We start from the raw sequence: 23,382 nt of genomic DNA, 5'->3' as shown, positions 1-23,382 counted from the left end.
CGGAATACCCTATAATGCTGGGTCTCGTGGGCTGGTTTTTGTTTATAATAGACTGCGACGAGCGGGGCCCCGGTCGATGACGGGGGCCGCGCTCGTACTGTGGGTTCTCAGGCTTTGCGTGCCGTCTTCATCGCACGATCCACTTCCCAGAATGCTCGAAGCGACGCGATCTGGCCGGCGTCGTTCACCCGGTAGACGAACACGCCTTCGGCGTCGATGATCGAGCCGCCGATGGTGGTCCGGATCTTGCCGATGTTGACGTTCTCGTTGCCGCACACCAGGGAATCGTCGATCAGAAATTCGAGCTTGTCCGCGTTCGCGATCGTCATGTCGTAGAACTTGGAGATCGCTTCGCGCCCGTGATGCCCTTTGCCTTCGGGATCGAAGCCCGACGGCCCGACCGGATCCTCCACCCAACCGTCCTCGGCGAAGAGGTCCAGCCAGGCTTCCTTGTTCTTGCCACTCGCTGCGGCGCGCGAAGCGTTACCCGCGACGCGGGCGGGGTGTTCGTCACTCATCGCGGCTCCTCAGTTGATGTACTGCTCGGCGAACTTGCGCATCGAATCCTGCTTTGCCTCCAGTGGGGCATCGAATCCGATTCCGTCGAAAACCCAAGGCACGGTGATGATGTCCGTGACGCCGGCGTCTTCGAGTTCGGCGTAGCCGTCCTTGCCGAAACGGTCGATGCATACCGTCTGGATTTCGAACGGCTCGTTCTCGCGTCCGTACTCGGCGCGCAGTTCGCGCAGTCTTGCGATGACACCGACAAGATCGTCGAACTTGATCATTGCCGACGTCCAACCGTCGCTCACGCGCGCAGCACGTTTGAGTGCGACCTCGGTGTGGCCGCCGACGTAGAACGGAACCGGCTTGGTGGGAGCCGGACTCATCTGCAGGCGATCGAAATCGAAGAACTCGCCGTGATACTCGACCATGCCGCCGCCGAGAATCAGTTTGAGGACGTCGATCATCTCGTCCACGCGGGCGCCGCGACGCTTGTACGGCGCGCCGCACCACTCGAACTCTTCCGGAGCCCAACCGATTCCGACGCCGAAGCCGAAGCGGTTGTTCGTCAGTGCCGCTACCGATCCGACCTGCCGCGCGAGCAGGACCGGATTGCGGCTACCAAGCTTGAGTACCTGGGTGTAGAACTCGATCTTCTCGGTCACCGCGCCCATTGCGGCCGCGGCGATCAGCGGATCGACCCAGGGGGTCTCGGCATTCCACATCCGAGACCCATCCGGGGTGTACGGGTAATCCGCCGCCTGCGTTTCCATGAAGAACAGTGAATCGGGGAGAGCGATCGACGAAAAGCCGCATTCCTCGGCAGTTTTAGCAATGCCGGCTAACTGGTCCAAGGGGTTCATGGCAACCCCGACGGTGTACTTCATCTTCGGCCTCTTCCTGATCGGCGTGTTTGCTGCTGTTACGTGGTGGGACGTTCGGAACCGACGACCCACATCGAGAAGTACTGCGAGCCACCGCCGTACGCATGGCCGAGAGCCTTGCGAGCGTCGGCCACCTGGTGGTCACCGGCGCGTCGCATGACCTGCATCGCGGACTCGGCGAAACGGATCATGCCCGAGGCGCCGATCGGGTTGGAGGAGAGAACACCGCCAGAGGCATTGACCGGGAGCTTTCCGCCGATCGCGGTTTCGCCGGCCTCGGTCAGTTTCCAGCCCTGGCCTTCCTCCGCGAAGCCGAGGTTCTCGAGCCACATCGGCTCGAACCACGAGAAGGGGACATAGATTTCGGCGCAGTCGATCTCGTTCAGCGGATCGATGATTCCCGCGGACTTCCACAGCGCGGCCGCGGCATCGCGTCCGGCCTGCGGATTGACCTGATCGCGTCCGGCGTAGAACGTCGGCTCGGTGCGCATGGCTGTCGCGTGGATCCAGGCGACGGAACGACCCTCGGCCTCCACCTGTGCGGCGGCTTCTTCGTTGCCGATCACCAGCGCGCAAGCGCCGTCCGAGGACGGGCAGGTTTCGTCGTAGCGGATCGGGTCCCAGAGCATCTGAGATGCCTGCACCGATTCGAAAGTGATGTCCGGCTGTCGCAGATGCGCATAAGGATTGAGGCTGCCGTTGAGCCGATCCTTCACCGCGACGAGGTAACCGATGTGCTCCGGTGCGTTCGATCGACGAATGTACGAACGGACGTGCGGGGCGAAGTATCCACCGGCACCGGCGCCGACGGGCATATTGAACGGAACAGGTACGGACAGGGCCCACATCGCGTTCGACTCGGACTGCTTCTCCCAGGAAACCGTCAGAACCCGCTTGTGGACACCGGATTTGACCAGGCTGGAGGCAACGATGGCCGTCGAACCGCCTACCGAGCCGGCTGTGTGAACACGCAGCAGCGGCTTTCCGTTGGCGCCCAGGGCATCCGACATGGCGAGTTCCGGCATCATCGAACCCTCGAACAAGTCGGGGGCCTTTCCGATGACGACGGCGTCGATGTCGTCCCAGCCGACGTTGGCGTCGACCATGGCGGCGTCGATGGCTTCTCGGACCATGCCCGCCATCGAGACGTCGTGACGCTTTGCGACGTAGTGAGTTTGGCCGGTGCCGAGCACGGCCGCGAGTTGAGGCGTTCCGGCCATCAGTTTCGTCCCTCCAAGACTGCTACCAGGTTCTGCTGCAGCACAGGGCCGCTTGTTGCATGAGCCAGCGCGCGATTCGCCTGACCGTCGAAGATTGCCTTGGCGGCGTGGCCGATTCGTTCCAGACCACCGGCGAACAGCGGGTTGCCGCTGAGCGGACCGCCGGACGGGTTGATCGTGGTGGCGTCGGTCAGACCGATCGCTTCCTTCAGGATCAATTCCTGGTGAGTGAACGGGGCATGCAGTTCGGCGACGTCGATGTTGCCGACCTCGCCGCCCGTTGCCGCCTTGGCTGCCGACGTAGTGGACGGCGACGTCGTCAGGTCACGTGCACCCAGGTTGGGCGAGTCGATGCGATGCTCGAGTCCGGTGATCCACGCCGGCCGCTCGCACAGGTCTCGCGCACGGGTGCCCGAGGCCAGGACGATTGCTGCCGCGCCGTCGGTGATGGGCGCACAATCGTGTGCGCGCAACGGATCTGCAAGGAATGGACTTGCAAGCAGGGCCTCGATGTCGACCTCGCCTGCGAGCTGAGCCTTCGGATTGCTCAGCGCGTGGCGACGGCTGCGAGCGGCAACCTCCGCCATGTCCTCTTGCGTCCATTTACCCGCGTCGAGTCCGAGCCGGGCTTGAAGTCCGGCGATCGAGACGGAGTCTGGCCACAGCGGAGTGACGAGGTACGGATCGAGCTGCATGGACAGGATCTTGCGCAGGTGCCCGGCGGAGGATTTGCCGAAGCCGTACACCAGCGCGGTCTCGACCTCGCCGGTCAAGATCTTGATCCACGCTTCGTAGAACGCCCACGCGGCGTCCATCTCGACGTGAGATTCGTTGATCGGCGGTACCGCTCCGATGGAGTCGATGGCCGAGATGAAGGAGAACGCACGTCCGGCCAGGTAGTCGGAAGATCCGGAGCACCAGAAGCCGATGTCGGACTTGGTGATTCCCAGATCGCTGTAGAGCTGCTGGAAGCACGGGACGAGCATCTCGACGCCGTTGGTGGTGCCGTTGGTTTCGCGGACGTGGGGTGCCTGAGCAAAGCCCACGACTGCGATGTCTGCAGAAGTCATTTCAGGAGCCTCACAGGTGGTGTTGGAAGGTGGAGTACTCGGCGTCGGGTTCACCTGTCGGCCGGAAGTATTCGATGTTCTCGAGGGTGTAACCCCACTCTTCGCGAGGCTTCCACTTGGCTTCGACCCGCATGCCCATCCGTACGTCCGCGGCATCACATTCGAGGATCAGGTGCAGGAACGGAATGTCGGCCCCGTCGAGGAGCACGTAGGCGGCAACGTAGGGAGGTTTGATCCGCTGCCCGAGGAACGGGACGTTGACGATGCAGAAGGTGGTGACAATTCCCTTGTCCGGCAGTTCGATCTGCTCGCTCGTCGGCTTCCCGTTGGTGGGATTGGCGCCGCGCGGAGGGATGTAGATCTTGTCCTCGGGTCCGCTGCGACCACCGATCAGCTTGCCCTCTGCGAGACCACGGAGGTAGAAACTCTCCTCGGCCGAAGCGGAATGCATGAAGTGCAGGTCGACGGGGGTCGTGATCATGGTGACAGGATCGGCGTTGGAATCGACTGTCGCGATTCCATTTTCGCTCTCACCTGGTTCGAAGCACTCGATGTCCTTGATCTGCCCGATCCGCTCCGACGCCCAGCGAGCACGGACCCGCAGGCCGGTGCTGATGTCGTCGGGGGAGTCGACGTCGACTGCGTGGAGCATGGACGTGTCCGCGCCGTCGAGCTTGATCAGGGCCCACGCGAAGGGTTTCGTCAGGGGTTGCCCCTCGATGGGTTCGGGCATCCACGTCCAACTCACGACCGTTCCGCCGTCGGAGACCCCGACGAAGTCGGTCAGTGGTTCGGCCGTGTCCGGATCGAATTCCGGTGGCGGCACGAAGACACGACCGTTCGCCCCACGGGCGCCGATCACCTTGCGATCACGCAGGGCAGTCACGAACGCGCCGATGGTCGGTCCCGTCGATCTGGTGTAGTCGAAATGGAGATTCAATGGTGCGCTCAGGGGCTTGTCGGCCACCCCGCTCTTTCCGATGGTCACAAGATCGAGTAGAACAGGTTCTAGAGATTGTGGCAAGAGTCACTTCTGATCACCGGCAATGTGGAGGCGTGCGATGAAGCTTGGGTTGCAACTCGGATACTGGGGCGCACAGCCGCCGGCAAACGCCCCGGAACTGATCGAAGCCGCCGAAGGTGCGGGATTCGACGCGGTCTTCGCGGCGGAGTCGTGGGGCTCGGACGCATTCACCCCGCTCGCCTGGTGGGGATCGCGCACCGAGAAGGTTCGGCTCGGTACGTCCGTCGTACAGATTTCGGCGCGAACACCGACCAGTTGCGCCATGCACGCGCTCACTCTCGATCACCTGAACGGCGGACGAACGATCCTCGGACTCGGCGTATCCGGACCCCAGGTCGTCGAAGGTTGGTACGGCCAGCCTTTCGAGAAGCCGCTGGCTCGCACTCGCGAGTACGTCTCGATCGTGCGCCAGGTTCTTGCCCGTGAAGCGCCCGTCACCAGTCCCGGACCGCACTACCCTCTGCCGTATGCGGGACCGGGCAGTTCGGGACTTGGCAAGCCGCTCAAGGCCATTACGCACCCGTTGCGTGCGGACATCCCGATCTGGCTCGGCGCCGAAGGGCCGAAGAACGTCGCGCTCGCCGGCGAAATCGCCGACGGATGGCTGGCGATCTACTACACCCCGCGCCTGGCCCCGATGTACAACAAGTGGCTCGACGAAGGGTTCGCGCGCGCCGGGGCCCGTCGTAGCCGCGAAGACTTCGAGGTGGCCGCCACGTGCCAGGTCATCGTGACCGACGACCGTGCTGCCGCCATCGCCGCTCTCAAGCCGATGACCGCCCTCTACGTCGGCGGAATGGGCGCCCCGGAGTTGAACTTTCACGCGCAGGTCTACAAGCGGATGGGTTACGAGAAGGAGGTCGACGAGATCGGCCGTCTCTTCATGTCGGGCCGCAAGGACGAAGCCGCTGCCGTCGTCCCCGACGAGATGGTCACCGAGACCATGATCATCGGCAACGTCGACGAGGTGCGCGCCGACGTGAAGCGTTGGGAGGAAGCCGGAGTCACGATGCTGCTGGTGACCTGCCGCGACGCCGACCATGTGCGTGAGCTCGCGGCCGCGGTGGGTGGTTGAGCGAGGCCCGCCGTTTCTCGAGCGAACGGACTGCTCTAGCACTGATTCCCCAACCTCAGTACCGTCGCCAGCCCCCTACCACATCGCGTGAACGTATCGCTGCCCTCTTCTGACAGGGGGAGCGATACGTTCACAGGGTGGAGGGATATCCACAGATCGGTCTAAATGCCTGTTTGGCGCGGGCGTGCGTGGCCGGGGATGCCCCATGCTGATTCCATGAGAAGGGGCGTATGGGGAGACGATCCGAGTGTGCTGACCGTTGCGAGCATGGATGGTGTGATCCGTGTGGCTGAGCTGACCAGATTGGGTGTGTCCGACACAGCGATTGCCGGGCGATGCCGCAAAGGCAGTACCTGGCAGCGGATGCTGCCCGGCATAGTCCTGCTGGGGAACGGCTACCCGACACCGCGACAGCGCACGATCGCGGCATTGATGTTCTGTGGTCGTGGATCGATGGTCACAGGAAAAGCTGCGATGGCGCAGCATGGTTATCGGCAGCATTCTGGCGAGGTCCAAATCTTGATGCCTATGCATCGCCGGGTGCAATCGACCGGATTCGTCGTGGTCGAGAGGACGGTGAGGTTGCCGACGCCATTGACACGCAGTGGAATTGATTGTGCGCCACTGGTTCGGTCGGTACTCGATGCCGCGCGGCGGTGCAAGACCTTGGATAGCGCTCGCGCGTTGATTGCGGACGTCGTTCAACGAGGCGACGTAGCGGTTCGTGATCTGTCCAAGGAGCTGGAAGCCGGAAGTATCCGCGGTAGCGCATTGCCCCGCAAAGTCTTGCGGGAGGTGGATGCCAACGTGCATTCGGTGCCGGAGGCAGAGGCACGCGAACTGTGGAAGCGAACCGGGCTGCCCGAAATGGTGTTCAACCGTGAGATCTGCGATGCCAACGGGAAATTCATAGCGATGCCCGACGGGTGGATCGATTCTGTGGCATTCGCGTGGGACATCGATTCACTGGACTGGCATCTGTCACCTGGGGACTACCGGGCGACAGTGGAGCGTCGAACGCGTATGCAGAACGCGGGCATCATCGTGCTTCCGACGGTGCCGAGTGCGCTGCGCGCGGAGCCAGAGCGTGTGATCAGCGACCTGCGGGCACATTTTGCCCTGGCAGCGTCACGGCCACGTCCGAGGGTGTCAATCAGTGCCAGACCCGGAGGGTGAACGTATCGCTCCCCTTGTCAGAGAAGGGGAGCGATACGTTCACGCGATCGGGGGGGGGGGCAGGTGGTGTGCCGAGCAGAGTCTGATTCCGCAGGTTCCCACAAAGGGGGTGGGTGGGACCGAGAAGGGGGAGGGAAGGGGTGGGTTAGACGCCCTTGAACTGGGGCGCTCGCTTCTCGCCGAACGCCCGCGGGCCCTCCTTGGCGTCGGCGCTCATGAACACCTTCATGCCCAGCTGTGCGTCGATCTGGAAGGCCTCTTCCTCGTGCATGCCCTCGGTGTCGCGGATGGTCTTGAGGATCGCCTGGACGGCGAGAGGGCCGTTGGCACTGATCAGGTCGGCGAGCTCGAGTGCCTTGTCGAGTGCTTGGCCGTCCGGGACGACGTGGCCGATGAGTCCGATCTCCTTGGCCTCCGGAGCCTTGATGTGACGGCCGGTGAGCAGGATGTCCGCTGCGATCGTGTACGGAATCTGGCGCACCAGACGCACTGCGGATCCACCGAGCGGGAAGAGTCCCCACTTGGCTTCGGAGACGCCGAACTTGGCGCTCTCACCCGCAACGCGAATGTCGGTTCCCTGCAGGATTTCGGTTCCGCCGGCGATGGCTGCACCCTCGACGGCGGCGATCAGCGGCTTGGTCAACCGACGACCCTTGAGAAGGCCTTCGATCTTGGACATGTCGACGCCACCGCCCGCGAAGGAATCTCCCGGCGGCTTGGCGGACATGTTCTTGAGGTCGGCGCCGGCGCAGAAGTCGCCGCCCGCCCCGGTGAGGACGGCGACGCGGATCTCGGGGTCGTTGTCGACCTGGTCCCAGGCATCGACCATGATCGCCATCATCTCGCCGGTGATGGCGTTCTTACGCTCGGGGCGGTTCATGGTCACGATGAGGACGTGACCGCGCTTCTCCACGAGGCAATGCGGCGCGGTTTCCGAAATGTCTGATTTTTCGGTCGTCGAAGTGGACACTGATGGCTCCTGGCGGGTCTGTGAGCTGGCTCTCAAATTGGGTCTTGCCAGAAACGGTAACACGTTCTACTTTGATCTCGTGGCCCTTAACATCGCAGACTTCGTAGAGCACGCAATCGACCTCGTTCCGGACCGCGTTGCGCTGGTCTCGGACAATCGCGAGTCGACTTATGCGCAGTTGGAGGACCGGGCGAATCGCCTCGGTCACTACCTGCGTGAACATGGCGTTCAGCCGGGTGACAAGGTCGGCATCTACTGCCGGAACGTCATCGAGGCGATCGAGGCCATGGTCGCTGTTTTCAAAATCCGGGCCGTGATGGTCAACATCAACTACCGGTACGTCGAGAACGAGTTGCAGTACATCTTCGACAACTCCGACATGGTTGCGCTCATTCACGAGCGCCGCTACTCGGACAAGGTCGCGAACGTCCTGCCGAACACTCCCAAGGTCAAATCCGTCATCGTGGTCGAGGACGGCACCGATCTGGACTTCAGTGCTTTCGGCATCGGCTACGAGGACGCACTCGCGCAGAGTTCGGGTGAGCGCGATTTCGAAGATCGCAGCAACGACGACATCTTCATGCTCTACACCGGCGGCACGACCGGTAGCCCCAAGGGCGTCATGTGGCGTCACGAGGACTGGTGGCGTGTGCTCGGCGGCGGCATCAACTTCGTCACCGGAGTCCCGGTCGAGGACGAGTACGAGATGGCGAAGGTCGGCGCTGCCAACCCGAGCATGATCCGCTACCCGATCCCCCCGATGATTCACGGCGGCTCCCAGTCGGCGGTGTTCCACAGCCTCTTCGGCGGCGGAACCTGTTTGATGCACCCGGAGTTCGACGCCCACGAGGTGTGGCAGAACATCGACAAGCACAAGGTCAACCTGATCTTCATCACGGGCGATGCAATGGGCCGCCCGATGCTCGACGCACTGATCGCCGGAAACCCGGAGACCGGTGAGCCGTACGATCTTTCGACGCTCTACGTGATGGCCAGCAGTGCTGCCCTCTTCTCGCCGAGCATTCAGGAGCAGTTCCTCGAACTGCTGCCCAACCGTCTGCTGACCGACTCCATCGGCGCGTCCGAGACCGGCTTCGGCGGACTGGCAGTATTGAGCAAGGGGCAGAAGCACACTGGCGGTCCGACGGTCAAGATCGACGCCTCCACAACGGTTCTCGACGACGACGGTAACGAGGTCGAGCCCGGTTCGGGCAAGCGCGGCATGCTCGCTCGCAGGGGCAACATCCCGCTCGGTTACTACAAGGACGAGGTCAAGACGGCCGAAACCTTCCGCACGATCAACGGTGTTCGTTACTCGATCCCCGGCGACTACGCGCAGGTCGAAGCCGACGGCACAGTCACGATGCTCGGCCGCGGTTCGGTGTCCATCAACAGCGGCGGCGAGAAGGTGTACCCGGAAGAGGTCGAGGGCGCTTTGAAGGCGCACCCGGACATCTTCGACGTGCTGGTGGTCGGTATCCCCGACGACCGGTTCGGTCAGCGCGTTGCCGCAGTGGTTCAGGTACGCGAAGGCACGTCGCCGACGCTGCACGACATCGCCACCGCAGCACGCAAAGAGATTGCCGGATACAAGGTTCCGCGCAGCGTGTGGTTCGTGGACCAGATCAAGCGCAACCCGGCAGGCAAGCCCGACTACCGCTGGGCGAAAGCCGAGACGGAATCGCGCGAGGCTGACGATCACAACGGAAACGGCGCTCCTGTGGCGTCACCGGCAGAAAGCGTGGAAGCCTGATGCGTTCGGATCTCGCCGACAAGTTCGGCATCGAATACCCGATCTTCGGATTCACTCCCTCCGAGCACGTCGCGGCCGCCATCAGTCGCGCGGGCGGTCTTGGTGTTCTCGGTTGCGTCCGGTTCAACGACCCGGAAGAGCTCGAAGCCGCACTGACGTGGATGGACGAGAACACCGACGGTAAGCCGTACGGCGTCGACATCGTCATGCCGGCCAAGGTGCCGACCGAGGGCGGCGCCGTCGACCTCGACAAGCTCATTCCGGAGGAGCACCGCGCCTTCGTCAATCGCACACTCGACGAGTTGGGTGTGCCGCCACTTTCCGACGACGTCGAACATGCGACCGGCGTACTGGGATGGCTTCACTCGGTGGCGCGATCTCACGTCGATGTTGCTCTGGGACATCGGATTGCGTTGATCGCGAATGCACTGGGATCGCCCCCGAAGGACGTGATCGATCAGGCACACGAGAAGGGCGTGCCGGTGGCAGCATTGGCCGGCGCCGTCGAGCATGCGCGTCGTCACGTCGAGAACGGCGTCGACATCGTGATTGCGCAGGGCTACGAGGCCGGAGGTCACACCGGCGAGATTGCGTCGATGGTTCTGGTTCCGGAAATCGTTGATGCACTCGGCGATTCGGCTGCCGTGCTGGCTGCCGGCGGTATCGGCAGCGGCCGTCAGGTGGCTGCTGCACTCGCGCTCGGTGCGTCCGGAGTGTGGATGGGCTCGTACTGGCTCACCACGTCCGAATACAAACTCGGCAGTGCATCGGGCGAAGGCCCGTCCGCTATTCAGCGTGCACTGTTGGGCGCGACGTCGGCCGACACCGTACGTTCGCGCATCTACTCGGGTAAGCCCGCTCGGTTGCTCAAGACCAAGTGGACGGAAGCCTGGTCGAACCCGGGAGCACCGGCGCCCTTGCCGATGCCGCTGCAGAACCTACTGGTCAGCGACGCTCATCAGAGAATCGCTGCATCGGAGAACCCGGAAGTTGTGGCAATGCCCGTCGGTCAGATCGTGGGACGGATGAACGAAATCCGCCCGGTCGCCGAGGTCATGGCCGAGCTGGTGTCAGGGTTCGAGGACGCGCGAACCCGACTGGATTCGATGAAGTAGTAGATGACACGTACGTATGCCCTCGGCCGAGTTTCGGTCGAGGGCATACGTCGTTTCAGCCGGCGAGGTCGTCCGGTCCGACGCTGTCCGACAACCATTCTCCGCGGCTGAGAACGCCGTCGTCGCGGCGACGTGCGATCACGAAAATGACCAAGGCGGCAGCGAGGACAACTGCGAGAACGCGCGAAGGCGTCAGGTTCGGGTTCTTCATACCCGTAATTTTGCCGGAAGAACGGGCGCGATGGTGAGACAGCGGAGCAAAATCACGTGTTTCGAGATTACTGCGCTTCGGACGCATGAAGACTGGCGATCCGCTCGCGCAGGCCACCGAAGTGCACATCGAGAGTGTGCGCCGCCTCGACTGCATCACCCGTACGGATCGCGTCGAGAATCGCACGATGCTTCGACGCGATGTCGATCAGTGGCGTATCCGAATGCCCGATGGCCTGCTGGATCTCGCTGTACACCTGCCAGAAGACGTCCATCAACTGAGCGAGGACCTGGTTGTCGAGCGGGGAGTACAGGCGGGAGTGAAAGGTCGCGTCGATGTCGGAGAAGTTCTTCCCGGCGGCGGCACGGACCTCCATACCGGTGACGAGTTCGTCGAGATCAGCATGGTCGGCCGACGTCATCTCGGCCATCGCCGCACCGATCAGTCCGGTCTCGAGTGCTTGACGAATGTCGACCAGTTCCATCGCCTCGTGCCCGGTGCCCTGCAAGGACAACCGGCCACGGAAGGTCAGACCGTCGGCGAGAGCGTCGAAGTTGCTCGGGGCGACGAACATTCCGAAGCCGTGACGGATTTCGACGACGCCCAAGGCCTGCAGAACCTTGAGCGCCTCCCGGAGCGTGTTCCGGCCGATTCCCAATTCCTCGGACAGTTCGGCCTCGGTGGGCATCGGGTCGCCGGGAGAGAGTCTGCGTTCGAGGATCAAGTTCATGATGTCCGTCTGAAGTGCGCGCATGCGGTTTTGCGCGCTGAAACGAGCGCCCTGTGTGCCACTTCGGACAGACATCGATTCCCCTTTTCTGATACGAACGTCCTTCATCCTATGTCCGGTCATCCGCTCCATTGGTCAACCCACGTCAACGGTGCGTTGCAGGAGACTGGGCGCCGCACCCAGCAGTTTGGCCGTGTACGCATCCGACGGGTTGTCGAATACTTCCTGCGCCGTTCCCTGCTCGACGATCCGCCCGGCGTTCATGACGACGATGGTGTCGGAGACGTACCGCACCGTCTGTATGTCGTGCGAGATGAACACCATGCCGAGCCCCAACCGAGCCTTGATGTCGCTGAGCAGGTTCAGGATCTGCGCGCGCACCGAGACGTCGAGAGCCGACGTCGGCTCGTCGGCCACGATGACGTCAGGTTCGAGCGCGAGTGCACGTGCGATCGCGACACGTTGACGCTGACCGCCGGAGATCTGGCTCGGGATGACTTCGAGTGCAGATTGGGGGAGTCCGACCAAACCGACCAGCTCGCGAACTCGGGCGGTCCGGCTCGCGCGGTTGCCGATGCCGTGGACGTCGAGTGGATCGGTGAGGATGTCGGCCACCGTCATTCGCGGATTGAGTGCGGTAGCCGGATCTTGGAAGACAATCGAGATCGCCCGCCCGAACTCCTTGCGAACGCCCGCCGACCGGGTCAGAGCGCTTCGGCCGCGGAAGACCACGTCGCCCGACGTCGGTTTCTGCAGTCCGACCATGACTTTGGCCAGAGTGGACTTGCCACAACCCGACTCGCCCACGATGCCGATCGTCGTCCCTCGTCGTACGTCGATACTGACATCGTTGACCGCGTGAACCGTGCCGGGTTTGAAAAGTGATCCCGAACGGGTCTTGTGGACGACGTGAATGTTCTTCAGTTCCAGGATGGGTGCTTCAGCTGTAGTCATCGCACGCTCTCCAATTCCGATTCTGCATGTGCGGGAGTCGCGGACTGGTTGGCGAACCAATGCTCGGTCCCGTCGATACGGACCATCTCCGGCTTTCGCAGGGGATCGGAGTCCGGGCGAGTGGAACGCTCGGCGAAACGGTCTCCCGGCGCGAAGTTTCCGGGTGAGGGCACAGTTCCCTGAATCTGATGCAGTCGCGGCGCTTCGTCCTCGATCGAGAGAACGGCACCGAGAAGGCCCTGGGTGTATTCGTGGCGGGGATCGACGAGCAGATCGCTTGTCGGGGCCGACTCGACGACCTGACCGGCATACATCACCGTGATCTTGTGGGCCAGCGAGGCAACCAGTGCCAAGTCGTGGCTGACGAAGACCATCGCAAATCCCAGCTTTTCCCGAAGGTCGTTGAGCAAGTCCACGACCTGAGCCTGGACGGTGACGTCGAGAGCAGTGGTGGGCTCGTCCGCGACGATCAACCGCGGACTACGGGTGAGCGACATGGCGATCAGGACGCGCTGACGCTGACCACCGGACAACTCGTGCGGGTAGCTGGCGAGAGTGCGTACCGGATCGAGTCCGACGAGTTCGAGCAATTCCTCGGCCGTGCGGGTACCGCCACGCTTGGTGAGCTGCTTGAACTGGGCGCGGATCAGCATCGCGGGATTGAGCGAACTCAGCGCATCCTGGTAGATCATGGCCATGTCGTGCCCGCGCAGCTTGTTTCGCTCCCGGTTGTTCAGCTCGAGGACGTTGACTCCGTCGAACAGGATCTCGCCGGTCACCACTGCCGTCTTGGGTAGCAGGCCCATGATCGCCAGCGAGGTGAGCGACTTTCCGCAACCGGACTCGCCGACGAGCGCCATCGTCTCGTTCGGGCGGACGGTGAAGCTCACGTTGTCGACGATCGCCGTGTCTCCGTAGCGTTCCGGGAACCGGATCGTGAGATTGCGGACCTCGAGGAGTGGCGCTGCATCGCCCTCGTACACAAGACGATCGGTGCGAGAGCGCTCGGTTTCCGCCAGGATCTTCAGGTGAGTTTCGAGAGGCGTCGGCTCCGCGGCCGGCTCGAGAACATCTTTCACGACGCTCGGGTCGGCGAAGTCGTCGGACAACTCCGAGCTGTCGGCGCTCAGTGCCGCTTCGTCCTCCAGAACGAGTTCGTTGGAGGTCTCCTCCGCTGCGGCGGTCTGCGCTGCTTCCAGTGCAGAGGGCGTCTTCTTGGTCTTCTTCAGGCTCGGGTCGGCCATCGCGTCGGTGAGCCCCTCGGCGAGCACGTTGAGGGAGAGCACCGTCAGCAGAATGAGCAGTCCGGGGAACACCGTTGCCCACCAACCACCGAGAAGGACCATGTTCTTGCCGTCGGCGATCACCGAGCCCCAGGACGGATCCGGGGGACGGACACCGGCGCCGATGAACGACAGGCTGGCCTCGAGCACGATGGCGTCGGCGACCATGACAGTGCAGAAGACGAGAACGGGCGCAGCGCAGTTGGCCACGACGTGCTTGACGACGATGTGCGAAGTTCTTGCGCCGATGACCTTTTCGGCCGCGACGTAATCCTCGCCGTACTGAGCGAGAACGTTCGCGCGAACGACGCGGGCAACCATCGGTGTGTAGAGGAACGCGATAGTGACGATCAGAACCGGGATCGAACCACCGAATGCTGCGACGAGTACGGCAGCGAGCGCGATGCCCGGGAACGCCATGACCACGTCGAGCACACGCATGATGGTCTCGTCGACGCCTTTTCGGCTCGTTGCGGCCACCGATCCGATGAGAGCGCCGGCGCACAGTGCGAGGAAAGTGGAACCGAGACCGATGGTCAGTGACCAGCGTCCGCCGTAGAGCAAGCGGCTGAACAGATCTCGGCCGAGACTGTCCTGTCCGAACCAGTGTGCGGAGCTGGGGCCGGAGGTACCGACCGCCTGTTCTAGCGGCGTGTACTGCGTGATCAGCGGCGCGAACAGGCAGGCGAGCACGATGATCGCGAGAACGGCCATCGAGAGCCAAGCCGAGAGGGGGAAGCGAGAAAAGGTGATGCCGGGTCGCGAAAGCTTCTCGGTGAGTTTTCTTCTCATCATGCTGCGCTCCGAAGTCGTGGATTGACGAGCAGGTAGAGGATGTCGACGGCGAGGTTGACGACGACGAAGCCGACCGCGATGACGATGACAACACCCTGAACGACTGCGGGGTCACCGTTGGTGACGCCGTTGATCATCAGCTGACCCATGCCGGGCAGGCCGAAGATCTGCTCGATGACCACAGCGCCACCGAGGAGGTATCCGACCCGTAGACCCAGGACGGTGAGCGGGTTGATCAGCGCGTTACGCAACACGTTTCGGCCGATCACCACGTGATAGGGCAGGCCGCTGCCGATCGCGGTTCGGACGTAGTCCTTGTCCAACTCCTCGACCATGGACGTACGGATGATGCGCGTGAGTTGTGCTGCGACGGGCAGTGACAGGGACAGGGCGGGGAGTGCCATGTACCAGAGCCAGTCGGTGACGGAGTCGCTCGGATTGACGTAGCCACCGGTGGGGAACCATCCGAGCTGGACGGCCAGATACTGAATCATCAGCAGTGCCAACCAGAATGACGGTGCGGCCACACCACCGAGTGAGATCACTCGGATGACCTGATCCGGCCAACGATCGCGGAACAGTGCACTGGTGACACCGAAGATCAGTGAGAGCACGATGGCGATCACCAGTCCGAGAACCGTGAGCTGAATGGTCAGTGGCAGAGCGGTGGAGATCGAATCCAACACCGGGGTACCGGAAATCAGACTGTCGCCCATGTTGCCGCTGACCAGATCGGTCACGAAGTGAACGTATTGCAGCGGAAGCGGATCGAGCAGTCCGTTCTCTTCTTTGAACTGCTGCAACTGCTCCGCAGTCGGGTTGCCGCCGTTGAACGCCGCGGTTGCGGGATCGGTAGGCGCGAACTGCATCACGATGAAGACGAAAGCGATGATGCCGAGGATCAGGGGGATCAGTATCAGTAATCGTCTGATCAGCATGGGGAGGACTCTTGCCATCGGGGGATCTCTCAGTTGTGGGAAACGGCCGAGCGCACGGGTGTCAGGCCGGCTTCGCCTGAAGCAAGTTGACGCCGGGGTACGGCAGCGGAGTGACGTCGGCGATCTTCTTCGGATCCCACGCCGTCAGGAGTTCCTGATGGAGAACCGGGTAGTAGACGGCGTTTTCGGCGATCTGGTTCAGGTACGACTGCACGAGGGTGCTGCGCTTGGCCGGGTCGGTCTCGCGGGTGGCCTCGTCCATGGTGGCGTAGATCTTCTGCGCCTCGGGGGTGTCGTCCCACTTGGCGTAGGTCTTCGTCCACAGGCCGCCCTTGCTGTACGTGTAGCGGACCAGCAGGTCGACGTCGCTGCCGAATGCCTGCGGGTTGGACGTACCGGCGGCGATCTGGAACTTCTGGCCGCTGTTGAGCTTGCTGACCATGGCGCTGGTGTCCTGCGGTTCGAGTGTCGTGTTGAATCCGACTGCGTCCCAAGACTCTTTGATGGTCGGCAAGCAGTCGGCCAGCCAGCTGACGTTGGTGGAGAGCAGTGTCAGGTCGAGACCACTGACGCCGGCGGCAGCGAGGAGCGAGCGCGCCTTGTCCGGATCGTAGGAGTAGACCGTCGACGCTCGCGCGTAGTCGGGGTTGCGCTCGTACAGGTAGCTCGAGGCCGGTGCTGCCTTGCCGCCGAGGGCGATCTCGATCATCTTCGGGGTGTTGATCGCGTAGAACATCGCCTGGCGAACGCGAACGTCGTCGAACGGTGCCTGGGTGGTGTCGAAGAGCAGGTACATGAGGTTCATGCCCGGGTTGCCCTCGACTGTGCGCCCACCGGAGGTGAGGGTGGGGACGTTGGCGACAGGAATGTTGTCGGCGAGTTGTGCACCGGCGTTATTGCCCGAGACTCGTGCGATGCGTGAGGAGGTGTCGACGATAGACAGCCAGTTCATGGTCGCGAAGTTGGCCGGACGCGGCCCGTTGTACGCCTCGAAAGCCTCGAAAGCGGTGTTGCTCTTGGGAGTATGGCTCTTGAGCTTGTACGGACCGGAACCGACGACGAGCGCCCCGGACTTGGCCTCGTCCCAATGCCCGTCGAAGACGTGCTTGGGCATGATCTTGGCGATCGAGAGACGCTGCGCGGCAGCGCTGAACGGGTAGTTGAAGTTCAGGGTCACCGTCTGGTCGTCGACCTTGGTGACGGACTGCAACCAGGAGGAGAAGAAGGAGCGGATCAGTACATTCTGCTGCGGATCGAGGATGCGATCGAAGGTGAAGACGACGTCGTCCGAGGTGACGGGAGTGCCGTCGTGCCAGGTTGCGCCTTCGCGGATCTTCATGGTCCAGCTCGAGGCGGTGGCGTCGGTCGGGACAGCCTGTGCGAGCGCCGCATACGTCTCACCGGTGCCGGGATCGTTTTCGAGCAAGCCCTCGTAGACGTGGTTGACGGCTGCCATGAGGAAACCGGATGCAGTCTGCATCGGGTCGAAGCTCTGGTCGTTTCCGTATCCGATGGCGGTGGTCAGATCGCCGGTGCTCGCGGAACCGCCGACAACCGAGGTCGACGACGGGCCACCGCCACAGGCTGCGAGAGTCGCGGTGATACCTGCTGCAGCTCCCAACAGCCCGGTGTACCGGAACAGGTCTCGGCGGGTGAACGCGGAGCTCAGCGGTCGTTCGTTCTTCAAGGCGGCCTCCAAGGCGGGGAGCGGGACATCAAGGCGAGTGGATAGGGGATGTCCTATGTTCGACGTCCGATGTTGCGTAACTTACATTGTGGATCAGAAAGCGTCTAGAGAATCTTCTGAACTCGCGTCGCCCAACTTCGCCTTTCGGCGGGTTTCGACGCGGAAATACTGCCTCTACCTGCATAGATGAAGACTGTGTTACCGACCTCGAATTGACGGCCGATGGCGCTGGCCGTATAACATAGGACATCCCTCATCCAATCTTTGGAGACTTCATGACCCGATACAAAGTCGGTGTGGTCGGTTGCGGATTCTTCGGTAGTTCCCTCGCTCGCGAGCTTGCTGCCCATCCACGTTTCGAACTGGCGATGCTGTGTGACCGCGACTTCGAGCGGGCAAGGGACGTCGCCGCGGAGTTCTCGGCAATCCCGACAGACGATCACGACGCGGTGGCTGCCCACCCGGACGTGGACCTCGTTGTCGTCGCAACGCCCAATCACGCGCACGCAGAACCTGCCATCGCAGCACTCGAACACGGCAAGGCAGTTTTTGTCGAAAAGCCACTCGCCGTCGAACTGGTCGATGCGCACAACATGATCGCGAGCGCCGACGCGAGCGGTTCACCGTTGATGGTCGGGCACATCATGCGGATGATGCCGGGTGTACGACGGCTGGCGGACCTGCTGACTTCGGGGGAACTCGGGGAGGTCGCTGCCATCGAAACGTCGCGCTCACGATGGATCGACACCGGCGGCGCAGATCCACAGTGGTGGAAGCTCGACAAGAGTCGAACAGGTGGAGAACTGACTCACGAGATTCACGAACTGGACCTGATGTGCTGGCTCGGCGGCGAGGTGACTGCCGTGTCGAGCATCGCCACCGCGGATGACGGCTTCCGCAACACTGTGGTCTCGTTTGCCGGCGGCGCGATCGGCAGACACACCATCTCCACGCGTTCACACACCTCGTCCTGGGAGCTGACGGTCAATGCCGCCGAAGGCTCGGTCCACGCGGACTTCCACACCGGCCGGGTTAGCCGACTGCGCGGGGGACAGGTCGGAGAGTCGTGGCCGATCTTCGACGTCGACGCCGAGAACCAATCCTTGATCGACTCCGCCAGCATGGCGCAGAAGTACAACTCGGGCAACGGAGGATCCTCGTTGTGGATGCAGGCTGCGATTCGCCACGAAATCGACGAGATGGCAGCAGTTCTCGACGGCAAGGCTGATCCCCACTCACCGTTGACATACGCACGCGAACGCGCACTCGTCGTCGCCGAACAGGTACGACTCGGTGGCGGCCAACCGGCAGCGTTGTCGGGACGTGCGAAGTGACCGTGCGCGTAGCCGTCATCGGGAGCGGAGGAATCGCGCGGGACCACGTCAGCGCTCTGGCGCGCATCCCGTCGGTCGAGCTCGCCTACGTATTCGGCAGTGACATGGACCGGGCGGCATCGGTCGCGGCGTTGGCTCCAGGCGCGAAGGCCAGTACCGATCTGGCGAAGATTCTTGCAGACCCGACGGTCCACGCGGTCAACGTCGTCGGGGCCACTCCCGACCACGCGCCGGTGACGATCGCCGCCGGTCGCGCGGGAAAGCATGTACACGTGGAGAAACCGGCCGCGCTGACAGTCGCGGACTTCGACGCCATGGTCGAGGCCACCGAAGGTGGCGGCACCTCACTGATGGTCGGACAGACCGTACGATTCCAGCCGTCGATCACCTCGATCGGAAACTCGGTTGCTCGAGGCGCTATCGGCGACCCCCGGTTGATCCACCTCAGTTGGTACACCGGCCACGTCTGGCCCGGAGGTTGGCGAGGCTGGCAACACGACAAGGCACGCTCGGGTGGTCACCCCGTTCACAACGGAACTCACGCACTCGACTTGGTGACGTGGCTGATCGGTCGTCGTCCGATCCGCGTGTTCGCTCGTAGTTTCCCGACTTTCGCGGCGGGGATGCCCGTGCACGACAGCTTCCATCTGACTGTCCGCTTCGAGGACGGATCACTGGCGCTCATCGAATTGGCATACGCACTACCACAATCGGGAAAGATGGTGCGCCGGATCGTGGTGTCCGGGACTTCCGGCACACTCGCGCACGACACCGGAGACGACCCGGGACTGATGACGGACACGACCAACGCGCCGCCGTCGTCGATCGAAGATGCGATGGCGCATCAGATGCGCCACTGGATCGCCACTCTCGACGGTTCCGCGACCCCGATAGTCGAGAACTGGCAGGTGCGTGCAGCTCTCGCGACTGCCGTCGCTGCCCAGCAATCGCTCGACACCGGCCGCGCTGTCTCGATCGGAGAAAACCAATGACCGGCACCGGTTCGATCCGCGTCGGATTTGTCAGCGGCGTCAGGCATGCCGGCTCCTATGCGGACCTGTTGCGTTCCGATCCTCGAGTGAGCCTGGTCGGGGCCTCCGACGAATCCTCGGTCCCCGATTGGATTCGTGAGGACGGAATCGCGATGGCAAAGGCCGCAGACATCGAGTGGATCGACGAACTAGGCGAGCTGCTCGACCCCGAACGGATAGACCTGGCGATCATCTGCAGTGAGCCGACCAGGCATGCACGGCTTGCGATTGCCGCATTGAACGCGGGACTCGACGTCCTCGTGGACAAGCCGGTGGGCATCGACGAGGCGGAGGCAGCGGCGGTTCAGCAAGCCGCACGGTCGAACGGTCGAATCTGTACGGTGGTGAACCGCACTCATTCACCTGCGTTACGGCGACTGCGCCGCTGGATCGATGCCGGGAACCTCGGGCTGCCGCGCCACGTGGACATCGAGTTCCTCGCAAGCGGAACACATTTCGCCACCTCGGTGGAGCGTCCCGAACTGGTGGTGGATCCCGCGCTGTCCGGCGGGGGAGAAGTAGTGAACTTCGCCGGTTACGCTGCCGACTACCTCAGGTACCTCACCGGCTTGGACGTCACCGAGGTATATGCCGAAACGAGCACTCTCTACGGCGGGGCCCACGAGCAGTTCGGCGTCGAAGACACGGCGTTGATCTCGCTCGCCCTGGAAAACGGCGTCACCGCGACGGTGACCGTCGGAAGAATTCCCGCAGCACCGGGTTTCGGCGCGAATACCGCGACGGTTCGGGTCCTCGGCTCCCACGGATACGCGAGTTCCGACGACGACAAACCCGCGGTGACCCACTTCGCATCCTCGGGAGACGTGACCGCACTACCCATCGGCGGCTTCGGTTCCGACAACGCGGTGTCGAGCTTTCTCTCTCACCTGCTCGATCGACTTCCCACACGGACCGCACCCGACTACACCGTGGCAGACGCCCGCGCGTCGATGCGCGTGATCGATGCTGCCTATCTGTCCGCCTCGAGCGGTCAGCCGGTCTCCGTTTCTCCCTGACAGCCGCACCCACAACTCAATCCGACAACCAACATATGGAGACCCCATGAGCACGGAAACCACTACCTTCAGCGGAATCGTCCCGCCGATCGTCACACCCCTGACGCTCGAGGGCGAGGTCGACACCAAGTCCCTCGAACGTCTGCTCTCACTGCAGATCGAGGCCGGAGTCGACGGCTTGTTCGTCCTCGGTTCCTCGGGCGAGGTCGGTTACCTCACCGACGCTCAGCGTGCCCAGGTGGTGCAGACGGCGATCGGGCATGTCGGCGGCCAGGTACCGGTCCTCGTCGGAGTGAACGACATGACCACCAACCGGGTCATCGCCGTTGCAGAGCAGGCGCGTGAAGCGGGCGCGGATGCCATCGTCGCGACGGCGCCCTTCTACGCGATCACCGACGCAGCCGAGACAGCAACACATTTCCGCTCCATCCATGCCGCAGTGGATCTTCCGCTGTTCGCCTACGACGTTCCGGTTCGCGTCCACAGCAAGCTCAACCCGGCCATGCTGGTCGAGCTCGGCCGCGAGGGAGTCATCGCCGGCGTGAAGGACTCGAGCGGCGACGACGTCAGTTTCCGTATGTTGCTTCGTCAGTCGGCCGGGCTCGAGAACTTCGCCGTCTTCACCGGGCACGAGGTAGTCGTCGACGGATGCCTGCTGATGGGTGCCTCGGGCGCAGTGCCCGGCCTGGCCAACGTGGACCCACACGGCTACGTGCGACTGTGGCGCGCTGCGCAGGCAGGAGACTGGGCCGCGGCGAAGGCCGAACAGGATCGACTCACCGATCTGTTCTCCATCGTCGAGGCGCCGACGGCGGGTCGCGTCAGCGCCGGTGCCGCGGGTCTGGGCGCGTTCAAGACTGCTCTGGCCCTGCGCGGCGTCATCACCGGCAATACGATGTGCGCCCCGATGCTCTCGCTCGACGAGTCCGAGACCGCAACGATCAAGGTCGTTCTGGAACAGGCCGGGCTCCTCTGACATGACATCTGGGCAGAAGCGATGGATCGGTATCGACATCGGCGGCACCAAAGTGGCTGCTGCGGTGGTGACGTCCGACGGAGACGTGATCGACACCGTTCGTGCGGCAACACCGACGGCGGGTAGGGAAGCCGTTCTCGGGACCGCTACCGCGTTGATCGACCGTCTGAGGGCGAATCACACGGTAGCCGGAATCGGAGTCGGTGCACCGGGAATCATCGATCGGGTGCGTGGCCGCGTCGTCTTCGCCTCCGACATTCTGTCCGGATGGAGTGGCGCCGAGGTTCGTGGAGAACTCGAGGCACACTCAGGCCTACCGGTGACGGTGGACAACGACGTGCGCGCGATGGCCCACGGCGAGAACATGATCGGCGCCGGTCGCGGTCGAACCTCTGCACTGTTCGTCTCGATCGGTACCGGAATCGGTGGCGCGTTGACCGTGGGCGGGCAGCTGTACCACGGTGCCCACGGAACAGCCGGAGAGCTTGCCCATCTGCTGGTTCCGGTCTCCGGGGCGATAGGTTGCGGTTGCGGCCGAACCGATCACCTCGAGGCAGTCGCGTCTGGCCCGGCGATGGCAGCCGAGTACGCAGCGCGGACGCGTACGCCCACTCAACCGTTGCAGAAAGTAGTGGCACTCATGCACTCCGGCGATCCGATCGCCCGTGCCGTGATCACCGACGCCGGTACTCTGCTGGGTCGCGTTCTGGCCGGGGTCGCCACCGCATTCGATCCCGAGGTGATCGTCGTCGGCGGCGGTGCAGCTCAGATCGGAGCCGACTTCTTGTCGCCTCTGACGTCCGCTTTCCGGGTGGAAGCGATGGGTCCCATAGCCGAAACCGCCATTCTTCCTGCACGTTTGGGCACCGATGCGCCGCTCGTCGGTGCTGCGCTCCTGGCCGCCGCAACACGAATCGAGGTAACACCGTGACTGTCGAAGAGTTGCTCACGATCATCAGCGGAAAGCTGATCGTGTCCTGTCAGGCCGGACACGGCCATGCCTTGCGTGACACCGGGACCATCGAGAGGATGGCCCGCGCCGCGGTCGACGGCGGAGCAGTGGCGATCCGCTGCGGCGGTGTGGGGGGAACCCCGGATGTAGCCGCAGTCGTGTCGGCAGTGAAGGTGCCGGTGATCGGTTTGACGAAGATCGGCACGGAAGGTGTATTCATCACACCGACAAGGGAATCAGCTCTCGAAGTCGTCGATACCGGTGCACAGATCGTGGCTGCCGATGCCACACTGCGACCTCGCCCGGACGGGCTGACCTTTGCCGACACCGTCGCCGCGGTCCATGATCGCGGCGGTCTCGTCATGGCAGACTGCGGAACGGTCGAAGACGGCATCGCTGCCGCCGCAGCGGGCGCCGACATCATCTCCAGCACACTCGCGGGATATACCGAGAACAGCAGACGGCTGGCAGGTCCGGACCTGGAGCTGATCTCCGAACTGCGGCAGTCACTTCCAGATGCGATCCTCATCGCCGAAGGGCGCTACCACAGCCCGGAGGATGCGGCACGCGCCATCGCCCTGGGTGCCGACTCGGTGGTTGTCGGAACTGCGATCACGGATCCGGCGTTCATCACGTCGAAGTTCGCAGCGGCAGTATCGGGCACTGAAAGGCAGAGGGGATGAA

Annotated in this window: 22 protein-coding genes; 10 read left to right on the top strand and 12 right to left on the bottom strand. The window is 63.2% G+C overall.

Features of this window, described 5'->3' with window-relative positions:
- Nucleotides 1-107 precede the first annotated feature (107 nt).
- From ACFWAD_RS22465 to ACFWAD_RS22445, 5 genes are read right to left on the bottom strand one after another with little or no spacing between them, the layout of a single operon-like run.
- Nucleotides 108-518: a nuclear transport factor 2 family protein gene (locus ACFWAD_RS22465; RefSeq protein WP_378535202.1), complete on the bottom strand. Its 411-nt coding sequence runs from the start codon at nt 516-518 to the stop codon at nt 108-110.
- A 9-nt stretch (nt 519-527) separates the two neighbouring features.
- A complete protein-coding gene (locus ACFWAD_RS22460; protein WP_378535204.1) occupies nt 528-1,391 on the bottom strand; it encodes a TIGR03619 family F420-dependent LLM class oxidoreductase in 864 nt (287 codons plus the stop codon).
- Between the two features lie 35 nt (nt 1,392-1,426).
- On the bottom strand, nt 1,427-2,608 hold the full coding sequence (locus tag ACFWAD_RS22455) for a thiolase domain-containing protein (RefSeq protein ID WP_378547812.1): 1,182 nt from the start codon (nt 2,606-2,608) through the stop codon (nt 1,427-1,429).
- Complete coding sequence (locus tag ACFWAD_RS22450; protein ID WP_317551508.1) at nt 2,608-3,678, bottom strand: thiolase domain-containing protein; 1,071 nt, start codon at nt 3,676-3,678, stop codon at nt 2,608-2,610. Before ACFWAD_RS22450 ends, ACFWAD_RS22455 begins: the two co-directional genes overlap by 1 nt.
- 10 nt (nt 3,679-3,688) lie before the next feature.
- Nucleotides 3,689-4,666 (bottom strand): Zn-ribbon domain-containing OB-fold protein, encoded by a 978-nt coding sequence (locus ACFWAD_RS22445; protein WP_378547809.1) that lies wholly within the window; start codon nt 4,664-4,666, stop codon nt 3,689-3,691.
- A gap of 73 nt (nt 4,667-4,739) precedes the next feature.
- On the opposite strand from ACFWAD_RS22445, the gene ACFWAD_RS22440 reads away from it, so the two are divergent.
- Both ACFWAD_RS22440 and ACFWAD_RS22435 read left to right on the top strand, forming a co-directional pair.
- Nucleotides 4,740-5,777, top strand: coding sequence for an LLM class F420-dependent oxidoreductase (locus tag ACFWAD_RS22440; RefSeq protein ID WP_378448954.1), 1,038 nt, complete (start codon nt 4,740-4,742; stop codon nt 5,775-5,777).
- A 216-nt stretch (nt 5,778-5,993) separates the two neighbouring features.
- Entirely contained in the window at nt 5,994-6,953 is a 960-nt protein-coding gene (locus tag ACFWAD_RS22435; RefSeq protein ID WP_378547806.1) for a hypothetical protein, read from the top strand.
- Between the two features lie 145 nt (nt 6,954-7,098).
- On the opposite strand, the gene ACFWAD_RS22430 is transcribed toward ACFWAD_RS22435, so the two are convergent.
- On the bottom strand, nt 7,099-7,923 hold the full coding sequence (locus ACFWAD_RS22430) for a crotonase/enoyl-CoA hydratase family protein (protein ID WP_378547803.1): 825 nt from the start codon (nt 7,921-7,923) through the stop codon (nt 7,099-7,101).
- Between the two features lie 79 nt (nt 7,924-8,002).
- On the opposite strand from ACFWAD_RS22430, the gene ACFWAD_RS22425 reads away from it, so the two are divergent.
- Entirely contained in the window at nt 8,003-9,676 is a 1,674-nt protein-coding gene (locus tag ACFWAD_RS22425; protein ID WP_317828340.1) for an acyl-CoA synthetase, read from the top strand.
- Nucleotides 9,676-10,791 carry a nitronate monooxygenase family protein gene (locus tag ACFWAD_RS22420; RefSeq protein WP_003945863.1) on the top strand — a complete coding sequence of 372 codons (1,116 nt, stop codon included), beginning with the start codon at nt 9,676-9,678 and terminating at the stop codon, nt 10,789-10,791. Before ACFWAD_RS22425 ends, ACFWAD_RS22420 begins: the two co-directional genes overlap by 1 nt.
- Nucleotides 10,792-10,846: 55 nt before the next feature.
- Here ACFWAD_RS22420 and ACFWAD_RS22415 read toward each other — a convergent pair whose 3' ends face one another.
- The 6 genes from ACFWAD_RS22415 to ACFWAD_RS22390 all read right to left on the bottom strand — a co-directional run bounded on the left by ACFWAD_RS22415 (nt 10,847) and on the right by ACFWAD_RS22390 (nt 17,389).
- On the bottom strand, nt 10,847-11,002 hold the full coding sequence (locus ACFWAD_RS22415) for a hypothetical protein (RefSeq protein ID WP_230814877.1): 156 nt from the start codon (nt 11,000-11,002) through the stop codon (nt 10,847-10,849).
- A gap of 67 nt (nt 11,003-11,069) precedes the next feature.
- A complete protein-coding gene (locus tag ACFWAD_RS22410; RefSeq protein ID WP_007734278.1) occupies nt 11,070-11,807 on the bottom strand; it encodes a FadR/GntR family transcriptional regulator in 738 nt (245 codons plus the stop codon).
- Between the two features lie 60 nt (nt 11,808-11,867).
- On the bottom strand, nt 11,868-12,686 hold the full coding sequence (locus ACFWAD_RS22405; RefSeq protein ID WP_042449495.1) for an ABC transporter ATP-binding protein: 819 nt from the start codon (nt 12,684-12,686) through the stop codon (nt 11,868-11,870).
- Nucleotides 12,683-14,761 (bottom strand): dipeptide/oligopeptide/nickel ABC transporter permease/ATP-binding protein, encoded by a 2,079-nt coding sequence (locus ACFWAD_RS22400; RefSeq protein WP_378547844.1) that lies wholly within the window; start codon nt 14,759-14,761, stop codon nt 12,683-12,685. The genes ACFWAD_RS22405 and ACFWAD_RS22400 overlap by 4 nt, the downstream gene beginning before the upstream one ends.
- Nucleotides 14,761-15,720, bottom strand: a complete 960-nt coding sequence (locus ACFWAD_RS22395; RefSeq protein ID WP_020906304.1) for an ABC transporter permease — start codon at nt 15,718-15,720, stop codon at nt 14,761-14,763. Before ACFWAD_RS22395 ends, ACFWAD_RS22400 begins: the two co-directional genes overlap by 1 nt.
- A gap of 43 nt (nt 15,721-15,763) precedes the next feature.
- Entirely contained in the window at nt 15,764-17,389 is a 1,626-nt protein-coding gene (locus ACFWAD_RS22390; protein WP_378448958.1) for an ABC transporter substrate-binding protein, read from the bottom strand.
- A 275-nt stretch (nt 17,390-17,664) separates the two neighbouring features.
- Here ACFWAD_RS22390 and ACFWAD_RS22385 point away from each other — a divergent pair, with 275 nt between their 5' ends.
- From ACFWAD_RS22385 to ACFWAD_RS22360, 6 genes are read left to right on the top strand one after another with little or no spacing between them, the layout of a single operon-like run.
- Nucleotides 17,665-18,723 carry a Gfo/Idh/MocA family protein gene (locus ACFWAD_RS22385; RefSeq protein ID WP_378547799.1) on the top strand — a complete coding sequence of 353 codons (1,059 nt, stop codon included), beginning with the start codon at nt 17,665-17,667 and terminating at the stop codon, nt 18,721-18,723.
- The gene (locus tag ACFWAD_RS22380) at nt 18,720-19,715 is read left to right on the top strand and encodes a Gfo/Idh/MocA family protein (RefSeq protein ID WP_378535223.1); all 996 of its coding nucleotides are present in this window, start codon (nt 18,720-18,722) and stop codon (nt 19,713-19,715) included. Before ACFWAD_RS22385 ends, ACFWAD_RS22380 begins: the two co-directional genes overlap by 4 nt.
- Nucleotides 19,712-20,770 (top strand): Gfo/Idh/MocA family protein, encoded by a 1,059-nt coding sequence (locus tag ACFWAD_RS22375; RefSeq protein ID WP_378547796.1) that lies wholly within the window; start codon nt 19,712-19,714, stop codon nt 20,768-20,770. Before ACFWAD_RS22380 ends, ACFWAD_RS22375 begins: the two co-directional genes overlap by 4 nt.
- Before the next feature lie 46 nt (nt 20,771-20,816).
- Nucleotides 20,817-21,746 carry a dihydrodipicolinate synthase family protein gene (locus ACFWAD_RS22370; RefSeq protein ID WP_378547793.1) on the top strand — a complete coding sequence of 310 codons (930 nt, stop codon included), beginning with the start codon at nt 20,817-20,819 and terminating at the stop codon, nt 21,744-21,746.
- A gap of 1 nt (nt 21,747) precedes the next feature.
- Nucleotides 21,748-22,677 carry an ROK family protein gene (locus ACFWAD_RS22365; RefSeq protein ID WP_378547790.1) on the top strand — a complete coding sequence of 310 codons (930 nt, stop codon included), beginning with the start codon at nt 21,748-21,750 and terminating at the stop codon, nt 22,675-22,677.
- A complete protein-coding gene (locus ACFWAD_RS22360; RefSeq protein ID WP_378547787.1) occupies nt 22,674-23,381 on the top strand; it encodes an N-acetylmannosamine-6-phosphate 2-epimerase in 708 nt (235 codons plus the stop codon). The genes ACFWAD_RS22365 and ACFWAD_RS22360 overlap by 4 nt, the downstream gene beginning before the upstream one ends.
- Nucleotide 23,382 lies beyond the last annotated feature (1 nt).

The organism is Rhodococcus sp. NPDC059969, from assembly GCF_042738325.1.
Lineage (GTDB): Bacteria > Actinomycetota > Actinomycetes > Mycobacteriales > Mycobacteriaceae > Rhodococcus_F.
The sequence above is the reverse complement of the archived record's forward strand: the minus strand, read 5'-3'. Positions and strand labels throughout refer to the sequence as shown.